At 61.9% G+C, this 15,086-nt stretch carries 8 protein-coding genes; 4 read left to right on the top strand and 4 right to left on the bottom strand.

All coding sequences use genetic code 11. From position 1 onward, the window contains the following. Positions 1-110: 110 nt before the first annotated feature. The gene (locus J4862_RS05305) at positions 111-2,405 is read right to left on the bottom strand and encodes an exo-alpha-sialidase (RefSeq protein ID WP_211788090.1); all 2,295 of its coding nucleotides are present in this window, start codon (positions 2,403-2,405) and stop codon (positions 111-113) included. A 35-nt stretch (positions 2,406-2,440) separates the two neighbouring features. Continuing rightward, entirely contained in the window at positions 2,441-5,149 is a 2,709-nt protein-coding gene (locus tag J4862_RS05300) for a peptidase M49 (RefSeq protein WP_211788089.1), read from the bottom strand. Between the two features lie 764 nt (positions 5,150-5,913). On the opposite strand from J4862_RS05300, the gene J4862_RS05295 reads away from it, so the two are divergent. The 4 genes from J4862_RS05295 (at position 5,914) to J4862_RS05280 (ending at position 11,389) form a co-directional block, all read left to right on the top strand. After that, a complete protein-coding gene (locus tag J4862_RS05295) occupies positions 5,914-8,154 on the top strand; it encodes a bifunctional (p)ppGpp synthetase/guanosine-3',5'-bis(diphosphate) 3'-pyrophosphohydrolase (protein ID WP_211788088.1) in 2,241 nt (746 codons plus the stop codon). A 40-nt stretch (positions 8,155-8,194) separates the two neighbouring features. Continuing rightward, the gene (locus J4862_RS05290; protein ID WP_211788087.1) at positions 8,195-10,168 is read left to right on the top strand and encodes a fructose-1,6-bisphosphatase; all 1,974 of its coding nucleotides are present in this window, start codon (positions 8,195-8,197) and stop codon (positions 10,166-10,168) included. 83 nt (positions 10,169-10,251) lie between these two features. Beyond that, a complete protein-coding gene (locus J4862_RS05285) occupies positions 10,252-10,752 on the top strand; it encodes a flavodoxin (RefSeq protein WP_211788086.1) in 501 nt (166 codons plus the stop codon). A gap of 106 nt (positions 10,753-10,858) precedes the next feature. Beyond that, positions 10,859-11,389 carry a GNAT family N-acetyltransferase gene (locus tag J4862_RS05280; protein ID WP_211788085.1) on the top strand — a complete coding sequence of 177 codons (531 nt, stop codon included), beginning with the start codon at positions 10,859-10,861 and terminating at the stop codon, positions 11,387-11,389. A gap of 166 nt (positions 11,390-11,555) precedes the next feature. Here J4862_RS05280 and J4862_RS05275 read toward each other — a convergent pair whose 3' ends face one another. Beyond that, positions 11,556-13,175: an ABC-F family ATP-binding cassette domain-containing protein gene (locus tag J4862_RS05275; RefSeq protein ID WP_211788084.1), complete on the bottom strand. Its 1,620-nt coding sequence runs from the start codon at positions 13,173-13,175 to the stop codon at positions 11,556-11,558. 128 nt (positions 13,176-13,303) lie between these two features. Then, on the bottom strand, positions 13,304-14,665 hold the full coding sequence (locus J4862_RS05270) for a trigger factor (RefSeq protein ID WP_211788083.1): 1,362 nt from the start codon (positions 14,663-14,665) through the stop codon (positions 13,304-13,306). Positions 14,666-15,086 lie beyond the last annotated feature (421 nt).

Raw genomic sequence — 15,086 nt, 5'->3', positions numbered from 1 at the left:
TAAGGTCAGGCTTCGAGGAGTCCTAGGCTTACTTGTCGGTAAAAGGGAGAGGCGCGCCGTGCAAGTGATGCACGGCGCGCCTCCTTAGAGGGAAGCGTAGTGGAGGAGGGCTAGCGCTGGTGCTTCGTCCCCTTGCGGATCCAGTCGAGGGAGACGCGGGTGAAGTAGATGTCGAAGCCGGGGCGATCGTTCTCCTCGCTGATGATGCCGAGGGTGCCGTCCTCGAGGATGACGACCTCGCTGTAGACGGCCTCACCGCGGCAGAGCTCGCGCGAGTAGCCCCAGGTCTTGCCTTCGTCCTCGCTGAGGAAGATGCGCAGGTGGTCACGCGTGGGGCTGGTGGGTAGGGTGTGCAGCAGCAGATGGCTGTCCTTGCTGGTGCCTACGGGGGCGTAGCGCGTGAGGGCGGCGTTGCAGGAATTGCCCTTCAGCTCGGGCCAGGTGGCAGGTGCCGTCCAGGTGAGGCCGCCGTCGCGAGAGCGGACGAAGGTGCGTTCGTTGGCTCCGCCTGCGCGGTTGCGGCTCGAGACGAGGAGCGATCCGTCGGAGAGCTCGATAACCTTAGCCTCGTCACCGTTGCTACGTACGATGGGTGAGCTATGCCAGCTCTTGCCCTGGTCGTCGGAGTAGACGAGCACGTTGTCCATCTGCCCGCCCCAGTTGGCGCCCATGCGCATAGCGGCGACGAACATGATGCGGCCCTTGCTGGTGATGATCCCATTGCCCGAGCCGAAGAAGCCGCCATAGGGGAAGCGGTCGGTGTAGACCTCGCTGGAGATCTCACGCACGGGCTCCCAGCTGCGGCCGCCGTCCGTGCTCTTGGTGGCGTACATCTGTAGGGGCTTGGAGGCCTGGCTAGGGTAGTTCCACAGTCCCGAGCCGCTGACCATGACCATGTAGATATTCTTGCCATCGGTAGCCATAGCGGCGTCGCCGAAGCCCTGCTCGGGGCGCCCCTTAGCTACCGTCGTGGGGGCACTCCAGGTCTTGCCACCGTCGTGGCTGTGCTTGACCTCGATGTCGATATCCTCGGGCAGGTCGTACTCGCTGTTCTTACGCTTGTCGATGCTCGCCACGAGGGTGCCATCGTTGAGGCGGATGATGCCTGGGATGCGGTAGTGAGCGGAGTGGTTCTCCCCTGGCGCCCAGATGAGGCTGCGCTGCAGGACGATGCCGTAGCTGTGCACTGCGGCCAGTGCCTCGGGGGCGAAGGGCTGCCGACCCGCGCCGAGGCTGATGGCGTGGAGCTTGACCTGCAGCTCGTGGCCCTCCCCGGCCTCGTCTGAGATGTCGGCTACGACCCAGAGCTTGGTGCCGCTGGTGAGCTGTGCGCCGCGGCCTACGGGTGTGAGGGAGACGAACGGATTGCCCTTGACCGTCCCTACAGCAAGGAGCTGCCCCGGGCTTCGTGGGTCGAAGCGGTCGAGGTTATCCGTGGCGTAGAGCTTCAGCTGCTTAATGTCGCTGAGCGCCGTCGTCCCCGTGAGGTCGAGCTGCAGCTGGTGGAGCGGCAGGGGCTTCCTTAGGCCGAGGTTGAAGCTGAAAATCGGCTGATCCTTGCCACGGCCTACGAGGGAGGCGTTATTCATGTACTCGCGGTAGCTGGCCACCTCGGGGTGCTGGACCTTCGTGCCGAAGCCGATGAGCTCGGCCGTATGGCGTCCCGTCGCGTCGGTGATTTGACTGGCCCCTGCCTGATAGCCGTCGAAGTCGAAGGCCGCCACGAGCCCTGGGGTGCGTGCGGCGATACGCTCGGTGCGTCCATCGCGCTTGATCTCCTCGGCGCTAAGGGCGCGCTTGTAGAAGCGGATGTTGTCGAGCTTGCCGCCGAAGAAGGCCGTCGCCTTGCCCGCAGCACGTCCCGCACCTAGGAGCACGGGGAGGCTGTTGGCGCTCGACCACCCCTCTATGTCCTTGTCCCTACCGACCTGCTGCAGCTGCCCGTCTATGTAGAGCTGCATGCGCCTCTGGCTGCGGTCGACGACCCAGGCCACGTGGTGCCAGCTGCGGAGCTCGCGCCGCAGGAGCGCATCGCCTGCCCAGGCATTCAGCGAGTGGGCGTAGCCGCCCGTCTGGTCGGGGGTGGAGACGCCGAAGAAGTCCTTGGCGACGTTCTTCAGCCCGAGCAGTTCGTAGCCGCTCTTGTCTCCCTCCTTGAGCTGCGTGTCCCGTCGGGAGACGAGTCGCTGGCCTGAGGCGTAGGTGATCGTGCGGTCGCCCGAGAGGTAGAGACAGATCGTATAGCTGTCCGTAGGGCTGATGTCGAAGTCGGCATGCGCGGGCACCGAGAGGTGGTCGCCGAAGCCATCGAGCTCGATATAGCTACGGTGCGGGATCTGTGCGGCCACAGGGAGGGTGAGGGCGCTCCCTAGGGCCAGGCTGATAAGCTGCTTGGTGTACTTCATCTGTCTATGGGTATAGTGGTGTTAGCATTCTGTTCTCAGGAGAAGGACTCGAGCTCGAAGCGTAGGTCGTCGGCGAACTCGCGCTGCACGGCCGAGCTGCTCTCAGCCCATCGGGCGAGGGCCTCCGAAGCAAGGAGCTGCGTGCGGAGCGCCTCGTCGCTGCGTCCCCAGCGCTTGAGCATCAGTAGGGCGGCACGCTGTAGTGGCGTGGGGTAGGGGAGCTCTTCGTCGGAGAGTAGCTCCAGCGTCTCCCGCAGCAGGAGGCGGCGCTGCGCCTCGGAGCTGATCGTGAAGCCGCGGCTGAACTGCCGCGCTAGGATCGTGAAGCCCAGTGGCAGCAGATCCTCCCAGCGCTGGGCGCGTGGGGTGAGGATCCAGTCCAGCGCCCAGTAGGGTGCCTCGGGATGGCGGTCGAAGAGGTGCTTGGCGAGGTAGTCGCGTAGCTCGGGATTGGCGAAGGTCGTCCGTCCCAGTGTGGAGGCTTCCTCGTAGCTGAGGGCCTCGACGGGGTAGATGAGCTGGCCGATGATCTTCAGCTCGCGTACGTCGCGGCTGAGGATGTAGCGTGCTAGAGCGGCGTCCTGAGGTAGGCGGGCACTGAGGCGCAGGATATGATCGAGCGTGATGCCGAAGTTGATCCCGTAGTAGAGCCCCTTGCTGCGCATCGAGCTGGCCACCTGCCCGTCCATGGCGTGGCGCAGCTGCCCGCGCAGCTCCTTGGCTAGGGCGAGCGTGGCGTCAGAGGGCTCGGGCTGCTGCAGCTCGTAGGCGCCGACGGGGTCCTCGGTGAGGGTGCTGTACTCCTCCGAGTAGCGGAGCATCTGCTCAGCATAGCCCTCGTCGTAGTGCGCCAGGACGTCGCTGATACCGCCCTCGGCATCGTAGACGAGCTCGAGGCGGGGATTGACGAAGCCCTTATAGGGGGCGATGTTGAGCTGGGCGTAGCGCTCGAGGATCTCGGCATGCATCTCTGGATCGACCTCTACGGCATAGCGCTCTACAAGGGCACGGCCTGCGGGCTGGTCGCCCTCGCTCTTGATGCGCTGCACCTCAGCCAGCAGCTCGGCGATGATGGGGCGCAGGGCGGCATAGTCGTGTATGCGGAGCTCGAGCCCCTCGAGGCTCAGGGCGCCGAGGGCCTCCCCGCGCTCTAGGACGTAGCGGGCGATAAGGGCGCGATTGCGCATGTGGGCCTCCTCGAGCTGATGTCCTGGGCGGATGCGCACCAGCTGGGTGATGAGTCCATTGAGCAGGTAGCGGTAGTAGCAAGCCTTGTAGGCCTCCCCGTCGGGCAGCAGGCCGAGCTCTATGAGGTGCTCGTCCGCCATGTAGTAGAGGGCGAAGAGATCCGCGCGTGCCTCCTCCAGCGTCGAGTGGTAGGCGCCGAGTGCCTCGGGGCTGACGCCCTCCAGCAGACGCCCCGAGCCGTGGCCGAGGCATTCGTGTAGGTCGGTGTGCAGCTGCTCGGTCGTGCCCTCGTAGCGCTTCAGCAGCGTCAGCGTCTCAGCGTCGTGGACGAAGGCCTCCGTCAGTCCGCTGTGCTCCGAGGCGATCTCGTAGGCGCTGTGGATGTTCTCTATGGTCACGGACTTGGAGCCGTATTCGGCACGTATCCAGTCTGCATTGGGCAGATTGATCCCTATGGGTGTGGCGGGGTAGGAGTCCCCTGCGAGCATGGCCACAGAGACGACGGTGGCGGAGACGCCGCGGGGGGACTCCTTGCGGAAGCGCGGGTCGATGGGCGCATGCGCCTCGAACCATCCCGCCTCCTGGCAGATCTTCGCCGTGCGCTTGCTCGCCTCCTCGTGGCGTATGTGCACGAGGCTCTCCCACATTCCCTTCATGCCGAGCGGATCGGTATAGACCTCGGTGAAGCCGTTGATGAAGTCCACCTGGGGCGCTGTGTCAGCGACCCACGTGATGCAGTAGTCATTGTAGGCGGAGAGCTCGCCCGTCTTGTAGTACTGCAGTAGATGCAGGATGCTCTGTCGCTGCTCCTCGCTCTCGCAGTAGGCCAGCGCACTCTTCAGATGCCCCGAGATGCACTCTAGGGCACTGCCGTAGAGCCCGCCGACGCGGTAGACCTCCTCGTAGAGGCGGCCGTCCTCGGTGCTAGAGAGGCGGCTATTGAGCCCGAGCGAAGGTGGTGCAGCGGCCTCGCGTTCGCTGAGCTCAGCGTAGGCCTCCCGATAGAAGTGCTCGGCCTCGGCCTGCTTGATGCCCGGGGCGTAGAAGTTCGCCGATGAGGCCGCCAGCAGATCCTCGGCGCCCGTCTGCACGGTACGCTTGGGGGCGATCGTGGGGTCGAAGATCAGGTCCAGCAGCTCCGTGAGCTCCTTGCCGCGGAAGCGCAGCAGCTGTCCCGTCTCCTCCTGCACCTCGTCCAGTGCCTCTGTGAGGAAGCTGCGGCTGAAGTGCGGCTCGAACTTCTCCGAGCCGTAGTGATGATGTATGCCCGAGGAGAACCACAGGCGGAAGAGGTATTCCTCTAGGGCGCGGAAGTCGGCCGTCGTGCGCTCGCCGCTGTAGTGGCGGTAGATGCCCTCCAGGAGGGCACGTAGGCGGAGGCCGTGACGTCCATTCTGATCGAAGGCGATGTCCCGCCCCGCCAGAGCTGCCTGGCTAAGGTGATAGACGAAGAGCTTACGCTCCAGAGGCAGCGCCTCGAAGCCTGGGATCGTGTAGCGTAGGATCTCTATATCGGCGAAGCGTGTGACGCTCGCCCCATGTGCTGGATGATGCATTGTCTGTGCTGATGTTTGTAGTCTCCCAGCGCACTCGTCTGCGCAGGGATAAGGCCCGTCTGAGGGCCGCGTTACGCAAAGATAAGCCAATATGCCGAGCCGCGCCGTACGGCCTTGGCCAGCTACTCCCCCCGCCCCGACAGCTCCCTCGCGCGCGCCTTATATATAAGGTAGAGCAGCCCTATATATAAGGTAGGCCGAGCTTAGCTATCGGGGCGGGCAAGGCTATATATAAGGTAGGGCGAGCTTTTCTCCTAAGCTGAGCGAGCGAAGTAATAATACTTCTTGCGCTTTCTTATATTACTTCTCCAGCATTCTTATATAAGTTCTCGGGAAAAGTAATATAATAATTCGGGAAAAGTTATATAATATTTGGAGAAAAGTTATATAATATTTCGCAGAAAGTAATATAATATTTCCCGAGAAGTTATATAATAAATCCCAAGCAATACTATTACTTTGCTCGGGAAGTCTATGATCTTCGCTCGCCAAGCCTATGATGTAGGCTCGCTGACTGCCTTATAAGGCTTCGTCACGAGCCTCTGTGCGGCGGGCTAAGAGGCTGAGGGGGACGAGCTAAGTCCCCCAGCGTAAGGCCTTCGGTCGAGGTGGATGGCGCGCTTCGCTTCGCTTAGCGATGGCCGCAGCTGCGGGCGAGGAGTAGACGAGGGCAAAGGGTCGGTAGACGCCGTCTATTGGATTGACGGAGGTCTTTTCGTACCTTTATTGCAGCTACTAGTCACCCTTAGACCACTACTTGTCCGATGTTTAGACCCCACGAAGTGCAAGCACTCTGGCGCTGTAGCCGCCAGCTCCTCGGGCAGCTGCATGCTCAGCTGAGCCCCGAGCAAATACGTCGTGTCTATCTCTGGCTGCGCGCGGCGCAGGAGGCGGGCTGCTTCGAGTCCAGTCAAGAGGGGACGCACAGCATCCCTGGCTTGGTCCAGCATCTGGAGGTGGCACTGCTCGTCCTCGGCGAGCTGGGACTGGATCATCACTGCGCTCTGGCGGTGCTGCTCTATCGCCCCGTGCAGGGCGGTACCCTGAGCCTCGAGGAGCTGGGGCGCGAGCTGGGAGCCGAGGAGGTACGCCTCCTGCAGCTGCTGGCGCGCACGGCCGAGCTCTACACGCGGCGTGAGTCCATCAGCTCGGAGAACTTCCATCGCCTCTTGATCTCCATGGCCGAGGACATACGCGTCGTGCTGCTGATCATAGCCGATCGGCTGTATCTGCTGAGGCATGCCCGCTCGATGTTCCGCGAGGCCGACCAGCAGGAGCTGGCGCGTGAGACCTCCTTCCTCTACGCCCCGATCGCCCACCGCCTAGGACTCTACACCATCAAGGGCGAGATGGAGGACCTTTGCCTCAAGTACCTCCAGCCCAAGACCTACGGCTTCATCACCCGCAAGCTCGGCGAGACCAAGCACGCCCGCGACGCCTATATCGCCTCCTTCATCGCCCCCGTGCGGGCGCAGCTGGAGCGTGAGCTCAGCGTGCCCTTCGAGATGAAGGGACGCGTCAAGAGCGTCAGCTCCATCAGCAACAAGCTACGCAAGCAGAACTTCGAGGACATCTATGACCTCTTCGCCATACGCGTCATCCTCGACGTGCCGGCCGAGCGCGAGCGCAGTGCCTGCTGGCAGGTCTACTCCATCATCACCGACATGTACCGCCCCAATCCCGAGCGTCTCAAGGACTGGATCTCCATCCCCAAGAGCAACGGCTACGAGAGCCTGCACACCACGGTCATGGGCCCTGAGAACAAGTGGGTAGAGGTGCAGATACGTACGCGCCGCATGGATGCCATCGCCGAGCAGGGCGTGGCGGCACACTGGCGCTACAAGGGGATCAAGAGTGAGAACGGGCTGGACGAATTCCTCGCCTCCGTCCGTGAGGCCCTCGAGGCGGTCAAGACCTCCGAGCACGAGGAGGAGAAGCGCCAGACGCTGGAGGCCTCGCTGCTGACGCTCAAGGCGCAGGAGATCTATGTCTTCACCCCCATGGGCGAGATCCTCAAGCTCCCGCTAGGGGCGACCCTTCTGGACTTTGCCTTTGCCATCCACAGCCGTGTGGGCGCTAAGGCCATCTCGGGTAAGGTCAACGGTAAGAACGCCTCGCTGCGCCACGTGCTGAACAATGGCGACAGCGTCGAGGTGCTCACCGCCCCGCAGCAGAGTCCCAAGCCAGGCTGGCTGTCCATCGTCGTCAGCCCCAAGGCCAAGGCCAAGATCCGCCAGCTGCTGCGCGCCGAGGAGGAGTCGGGCATCGCGCTGGCGAAGGAGATGATACGCCGCAGGATCAAGAACCGCAAGCTACCCTTCGACGAAGCGGCCTTCATCCGCATCACGCAGCGCAAGGGCTACAAGACGCTCTCCGACTTCTACCGTGACCTGACGCACGAGCGGATCGACACGGCGGAGATCCTTGGCCTCTACGAGCAGGAGCTGACGCAGGTCGCCCAGTTCGAGGCTAGCCCCACGATCGGCGCTGCGCGCTCAGCTGAGGCCTTCGTCTACACGGAGCCACAGGAGGCTGACCAGCCTCTCTCGAGCAAGGAGATGCTGATCCTCGACCGCGGCCTCTCGGGGGTGGCCTACAGCCTGGCGCAGTGCTGCCACCCGCTCTTCGGGGACGAGGTCTTCGGCCTGGTGACGAGTCGCGGCATCAAGGTGCACCGCACCAGCTGCCCCAACGCACCCGATATGTTCGCCCACTCGCCGCACAAGATCATCGCCGCGCGCTGGAATGGCGACGAGGGGTACAGCCAGCTGGCGAGCCTCGAGGTCATCGGGCGCGACGAGCTGGCCATAGCGACCAACATCACCTCGCTCATCCGCAAGGAGGCAGGGATCAAGCTCCGCAGCTACTCCATCCACTCAGAGGACGGCCTCTTCCACGGCACCTTCGTCCTCTACTACGAGCGTCGCGAGGCGCTCACTATCCTCATCAAGAAGATACGATCGGCCTCGGGCGTCAAGCAGGTGCGCGAGGTCGGCCAGCAATAGGTAATAGGAATACATCCCCAAACGATACGACCCTACAACTATGGACATCACAGAACGCGAACTCAAGTACCTCGGCCTGCTCTCCAAGCAGTTCCCCAATGCCGCGGCGGCAGCCTCGGAGATCATGAACCTCCAGGCCATCCTCAACCTCCCTAAGGGGACGGAGCACTTCCTGGCCGACATCCACGGCGAGTACGAGGCCTTCATCCACGTGCTGAAGAATGCCTCGGGGACCATCCGTACCAAGGTAGAGAGCCTCTTCTCAGGCCAGATCCGCGAGCAGGAGCTTCGCCAGCTCTGCACCCTCATCTACTACCCCAAGGAGAGCCTCGAGCGCCTAGCGCAGACGGACCAGATCTCCAATGACTGGTACAAGGTCACGCTCAATCAGCTCATCAAGGTGCTGCAGCGCGTCAGCGAGAAGTACACCCGCAGTAAGGTGCGCAAGGCGCTGCCCCCGCAGTACAGCTACATCACGCAGGAGCTGACGCACGAGGACAGCATGAACCCCAAGAAGTCTGCCTACGTCGGTGCTATCCTCGACTCCATCATCGAGACGGGGCAGGCCGATGACTTCATCACGGCCCTGTGCGAGACCATCCAGCGCCTGGCGATCGACCGGCTGCATATCGTGGGCGACGTCTTCGACCGCGGCCCAGGGGCTGATGTCATCATGGAGCGCCTCTTAACCTACCACAACCTCGACTTCCAGTGGGGCAATCACGATATGCTCTGGATGGGGGCTGCGGTGGGCAATGCCGCCAGCATGGCCAACGCCATACGTATCGCCCTGCGCTATGCCAACTCCGCTACGCTCGAGGGTGGCTATGGGATCAATATGCTCCCACTGGCGCGTCTAGCGATGGAGGTCTACGGCAGCGATCCCTGCGAGGCCTTCAAGCCCAAGCTCGGCGATACGGATGAGAAGTACGACGACAAGAGCCTCGTGCTGATGGGGCAGATGCACAAGGCCATCGCCATCATCCAGTTCAAGCTCGAGCACCAGATCATCGCCCGCCGTCCCGAGTACCACATGGAGGATCGCGACCTACTGCATCGCATCAACTTCGGTGAGGGGACGATCACCCTGCCCGACGGACAGACACACCCGCTGAAGGATACCCACTTCCCGACCGTGGACCCCAGCGACCCCTACCGCCTGACTGAGCAGGAGGCCGAGGTCGTAGAGCGTCTGCTGCACTCCTTCCGCCACAGTGACAAGCTGCGTGCGCACATCAACTTCCTCTACAAGAAGGGCAGCATGTACCTGACCTACAACCATAACCTCCTCTTCCACGCCTCCGTGCCCCTCAACAAGGACAAGAGCTTCCGCAAGGTACGCATCGGTAAGAAGCTCTACGCAGGGCGTGCGCTGATGGACCGCGTGGACGAGTTCGTCCGCCTGGCGCACTGGACCGCGCGCGACCAGGAGGAGCACGAGGAGGCTGTGGACTTCATGTGGTACCTGTGGTGCGGCCCCGACTCGCCGCTCTTCGATAAGAGCGCGATGACGACCTTCGAGCGCTACTTCATCGCCGACAAGGCTACGCACCACGAGGAGAAGGGCTACTACTATGTCTACCGTACGGAGCAGGAGGTGTGCGAGCGCATCCTTGAGGAGTTCGGTCTGACGGGCCCCGACACGCACATCATCAATGGGCACGTGCCCGTCAAGGCCGTCAAGGGCGAGCACCCGCTACAGGCTGGGGGCAAGCTGATGCTCATCGACGGAGGCTTCAGCCGTGCCTATCAGTCGAGCACGGGGATCGCGGGCTACACGCTGATCTTCAACTCGCAGGGGCTGCACCTAGTGAAGCACGAGCCCTTCAGCTCGACCAAGGAGGCCATCGAGCATATGGCCGATATCAGCAGTACCTCTGTAGTCAGAGAGTACGCCACCGACCGTGTGCTGGTGCAGGCTACGGACCAGGGCGGCGTGCTCAAGGATCAGGTATCCGAGCTCAAGAAGCTGCTCTACGCCTACCGCCACGGGCTCATCAAGGAGGTCGAGTAGGCCTCTGAGGTGTGCAGTGCTGAGATAGTTTACTATCTTTGCTGAAGCAAATCACATTACTAACATATCATCGCTAGAATAATATGAGCAAGATTGGTATTTTCTACGGCTCTTCTACGGGCTCGACGAGTGAGGTAGCACAGCGCCTCGGTAAGGCACTCGGTGCTGAAGCAAACATCTTTGACGTAGCGAGCGCAAGCGCTGCAGAGGCAGCAGCCTTCGACGTGCTCCTCCTCGGCTCCTCGACCTGGGGGATCGGTGACCTGCAGGACGACTGGGAGGACTTCCTCCCCAAGCTCGCTGAGCAGCCCCTCTCTGGGAAGAAGGTAGCCCTCTTCGGCTGTGGAGATGCCGACAGCTATCCCGACAGCTTCTGTGAGGCTCTGGCTAAGATCAAGGAAGGCCTGGCGGGTGCTGGCGTGACCTTCATCGGCGCGATCGCTCCCGAAGGCTACAGCTACGACGCTACGGCCTCCGAAGAGGATGGCAAGCTCATCGGGCTCTGCATCGACGAGGCCAATCAGTCCGACCTCACCGATGAGCGCATCGAGAAGTGGGTAGCTCTGATCCAGCCCGAGCTCTAGTAGCTAGAGATCCCAAGCACGACGAGCCCCAGCGCCCCCTCGATCGAGGAGCCGCTGGGGCTCGTTCTTTATTGTCCTTTGCCCTTGACCCTAGCTAGCCACTACTATGAGCTCCGTACGCCTCCGTCCCCTCGTGCCCGAGGATGCTCCTACCCTCGCGGCGCTGTGCAATAATCGCCGCATCTGGGATAACCTTCGCGACTTCATCCCCTCTCCCTATAGCCTCGAGGATGCCGAGGCCTTCATCGCCCTCTGCCAAGCCGACTGCCCGCAGCTGAACTTCGCCATTGAGGCTGAGGGGCAGCTGGTCGGTGTCGTCGGCCTCGTCCCAGGGGTAGACATCCACCGCTGCTCGGCCGAGCTGGGCTACTGGATCGGTGAGCCCTACTGGGGACGCGGCTATGCGAGCGAGGCGGCACGGCTGATGACGGCCTACGGCTTCGAGCAGCTTGGGCTGGTACGCATCTTCGCGGGAGTCTTCGACTACAACAAAGCCTCGCAGCGCGTCCTCGAGAAGGCCGGCTATCGCCTCTGCTGCGTCCTGGAGCGTGCTGTGATCAAGAACGGCCGCATCCTAGATGAATGGCACTACGCCCAGCTTGCGCCCGAGCCCTCGGCACAAGGGGAGTGCGGCTAGCACTAGCCCGCCGAGACTGGTCCGCTCAGACGGCGCCTCCTCCCATGAAGCACAACGCAGCCCTTCGCATCAGGCTGCAGCCCTAGCCCTACAAAGCACACAGCCCCCGAGCCCGCAGATCTGCGGCTCGGGGGCTGTGTGCTTTGAGAGGCTTCGGTAGCTCGGCTTAGTTGCCGTAGTACTTGGCCTTGAGCTCAGCGACCGTGGGGTCGGTGATGTAGTCGTCGTAGTCCATGATCTTGTCGATGATCCCGCCGGGCGTCAGCTCGATGATACGATTGGCGACCGTCTGGATGAACTCATGGTCATGGCTGGTGAAGAGGACATTGCCCTTGAAGGCCTTGAGCGTGTTGTTGAAGGCCTGGATGGACTCGAGGTCGAGGTGGTTGGTAGGGCTGTCAAGGACGAGCGTATTGGCGTTCTTGAGCATCATACGCGAGATCATGCAGCGCATCTTCTCGCCCCCAGAGAGGACAGAGGCGCTCTTGAGGATCTCTTCGCCAGAGAAGAGCATACGCCCGAGGAAGCCCTTGAGGTAAACCTCATTGGTGTCGGCGGCAAACTGCGAGAGCCACTCCACAAGGTTCATGTCCGTGTCGAAGAAGGCAGAGTTGTCCAGCGGTAGGTAGGCCATCGTGATCGTCTGCCCCCACTCGTAGCTGCCTTCGCTGGCCTTCTCCTCGTCGTTGATGATCTGGAAGAGCGCCGTCATAGCACGTGGGTCTCGACTGATGAAGACGATCTTGTCGTCCTTCTCTACGTTGAAGTTGAGGTCGCGGAAGAGGAGCGTGCCGTCGTCGGCGTAGGCCGTCAGACCCTTGACCTCAAGGATCTTGTTGCCTGGCTCACGGTCGGGGGTGAAGATGATCCCTGGGTAGCGGCGGCTGCTGGCCTTGATCTCCTCGACGTTCAGCTTCTCCAGCATCTTCTTGCGGCTGGTGGTCTGCTTGCTCTTGGCCACATTGGCGCTGAAGCGACGGATGAATTCCTCCAGCTCCTTGCGCTTCTCCTCTGCCTTCTTGTTCTGCTGCTGCTGCTGGCGCAGGGCGAGCTGGCTGGATTCGTACCAGAAGCTATAGTTACCAGCGAACTGCTGTACGCGGCCGAAGTCGATATCCACCGTGTGCGTGCAGACCGAGTCGAGGAAGTGACGGTCGTGGCTGACCACGAGCACCGTCTGCTCGTACTCTGAGAGGTAGTGCTCCAGCCAAGCCACGGTCTCGAGGTCGAGGTCATTGGTCGGCTCGTCGAGCAGGAGGTTGTCGGGCTTGCCGTAGAGGGCACGTGCCAGCAGCACGCGTACCTTCTCCTTACCGCTGAGCTCCTTCATCAGCTTGTAGTGGAGGTCCTCCTTGATGCCGAGGCCGCTCAGGAGCATGGCGGCATCGCTCTCGGCATTCCAGCCCTCCATCTCGGCGAACTTGTCCTCGAGCTCGGCCACGCGGTTGCCGTCCTCGTCGTTGAAGTCAGGCTTGGCATAGAGGGCGTTCTTCTCCTCCATGATGGCCCAGAGGACGCTGTGCCCCATCAGCACCGTATCCATGACGGTGTACTCGTCGAAGGCATAGTGGTCCTGGCTCAGTACCGAGAGGCGCTCGCCAGGGCCGAGGGTGACGCTCCCACGCGTAGGATCGAGGGCGCCGCTGATGGTGCGTAGTAGGGTAGACTTACCGGCACCGTTAGCCCCGATGATGCCGTAGCAGTTGCCGGGGGTGAACTTGAGGTTGACGTCCTGGAAGAGGATGCGCTTCCCGAACTGCACAGAGAGATCGCTGACTGTGATCATAAGCTATAGGTAATAGGGGTGTCGAGTGAATGCTCGCCCCTCTGCGAGGGCTAGCGAGTGGACAAGACGAAGGTCTCTCTACAGAGCGTAGACCCTGTGGAGAGACCTTCGATGGGAGGGGCGTGGCCTTAGGCCTTGGCTCCGTTCACCAGAGCATTGAACTCCTCGGGAGTTACCGTCTTCTCCTCGACGCTGATCACGGACTTGGCGATCTCAGCGAGCTTGGAGTCGGCGACGCGGTCGATGAGGTTCTCCTTCGTGCGCTCGTCCTGCAGCATGTTCTTGGCGTAGCTAGCCAGCAGGTCATCGGGCACAGAGGTCATACCGTACATGGCGAACTGGTTCTTGGCCACGATCAGAGCCAGCTTCTCGAGGTCGGCATCCTCGATCTTGACGTTGTGCGCCTTCAGTAGGTCACCCTTGATGCGGTCGAAGGTGATGTCCTTCAGCACCTGGGGCATGTCGCGGTCGATGTCCTCTTCCTTAGCCTCCTTATTGTTGGCCAGGAAGATGCGCTTCAGCAGGGCCTCGTCGTACTTGACGTCACCAGCCTTGGCCAGCAGCAGCTCACGCAGGTCGCGGGCGAACTTGAAGTCGCTCTCGGTAGCGAACTGCTCGCCGAAGCTCTCACGGATGTTCTGGCGCAGTGCCTCCTCCGTGCGGATCTCGCTCTCCTGACCGAAGGCCTCGACGAAGAAGGCTTCGTTCATCTCAGCGGGCTGACGGCGGGAGATCTTGTTGATCTCGTAGCTGAATTCGACGCCCTCGAGTGCGGGCACGTCCTCACGCTTGATGTCGAGCAGCGAGGTGAGCTCTGCGGGCTGGCCATCATAGAGGCTGTAGGGGACGAGCGTCAGGACGTCACCGAGCTTAGCGCCGATGAGCTTAGCCTTCTGCTCTTCGTTGCGTGCGAAGCGGGGGAGGATGAGGGCCTTCTCTGCGACGATACCGCCTTCCTTGGGCGCACCGCCTGCGAGCTCGACCATACGGCCGTAGACGACATCGTTGTCAGCGACCTCCTCGGCGTCGATCTGTGTGCCAGCGTTGTCGAGCATGTGCTTGATCTGCTCGTCCTCCATCTCCTTGGTAGCGGCGATGTTGTAGTAGGTCAGCTTGTCCTCCTTGCTCAGCTGGACGTCGATGCTGGGTGCCAGAGCCACGTCGTAGGCGAAGTCGAAGTCCTCCTGCGTAGCGAAGTCATAGTCTGCGACTACGGGCAGGGGCTGCCCGAGGATCTGGAGCTTCTGCTCGTCGATGTAGCCGAAGAGCTCCTTGACCACGTAGCGGTTGATCTCATCTACCTTGATGGATTCGCCGACCTGCTTCTTGATCAGGCCCAGAGGTGCGTGCCCCTTACGGAAGCCAGGCAGCGTAGCCTTCTTCTGATAGTTCTTGATTTCCTTCTCTACCTGTGCCTGGTAGTCTGCTCCCTTCACCGAGACGGTGATGACGGCAGCTACGTCCGAAGTCTGCTTAATCGATACAGCCATTTCTTCTTGTTCTATATAATGTATTACTCTTGTCTTGGATACCACAGGCAGCCCTAGAGCTGCCCGCAACAATTAGCCACAAAAATAGGGAAAATCATACACTTAGACAAGACTAGGCCGATTTAGGGAGGGGCTGAGGTCCAATCCCTATCCCGAGCCGCTGGGCCTGCCTCGAGCCCTCGCCGCCTGGCGGGTCGCGCTGACGTACACGCTGAGGCTCTAGCCTTGCCCGAAGGCCTGATGACCACGCCCCCGAGAGGCGTGCGAAGGCTTGCCTAGGGTCTCCCACTCGAGGCCCTCCATCGATCCACCGCGCTGCGGGCGGCCTCCCGCCTCCGTAAGGGATATCCCTCAGTTGGCTCATGGCTATCCCTTGCGCTCCTGACTGACGTCCCTCAGAGCGCTGACGGATAGCCTTCAC

This window comes from Porphyromonas sp. oral taxon 275 (assembly GCF_018127745.1).
Classification (GTDB): domain Bacteria; phylum Bacteroidota; class Bacteroidia; order Bacteroidales; family Porphyromonadaceae; genus Porphyromonas.
Note: the sequence above shows the minus strand (reverse complement) of the source record. Positions and strands in the feature narration are given on the sequence as shown.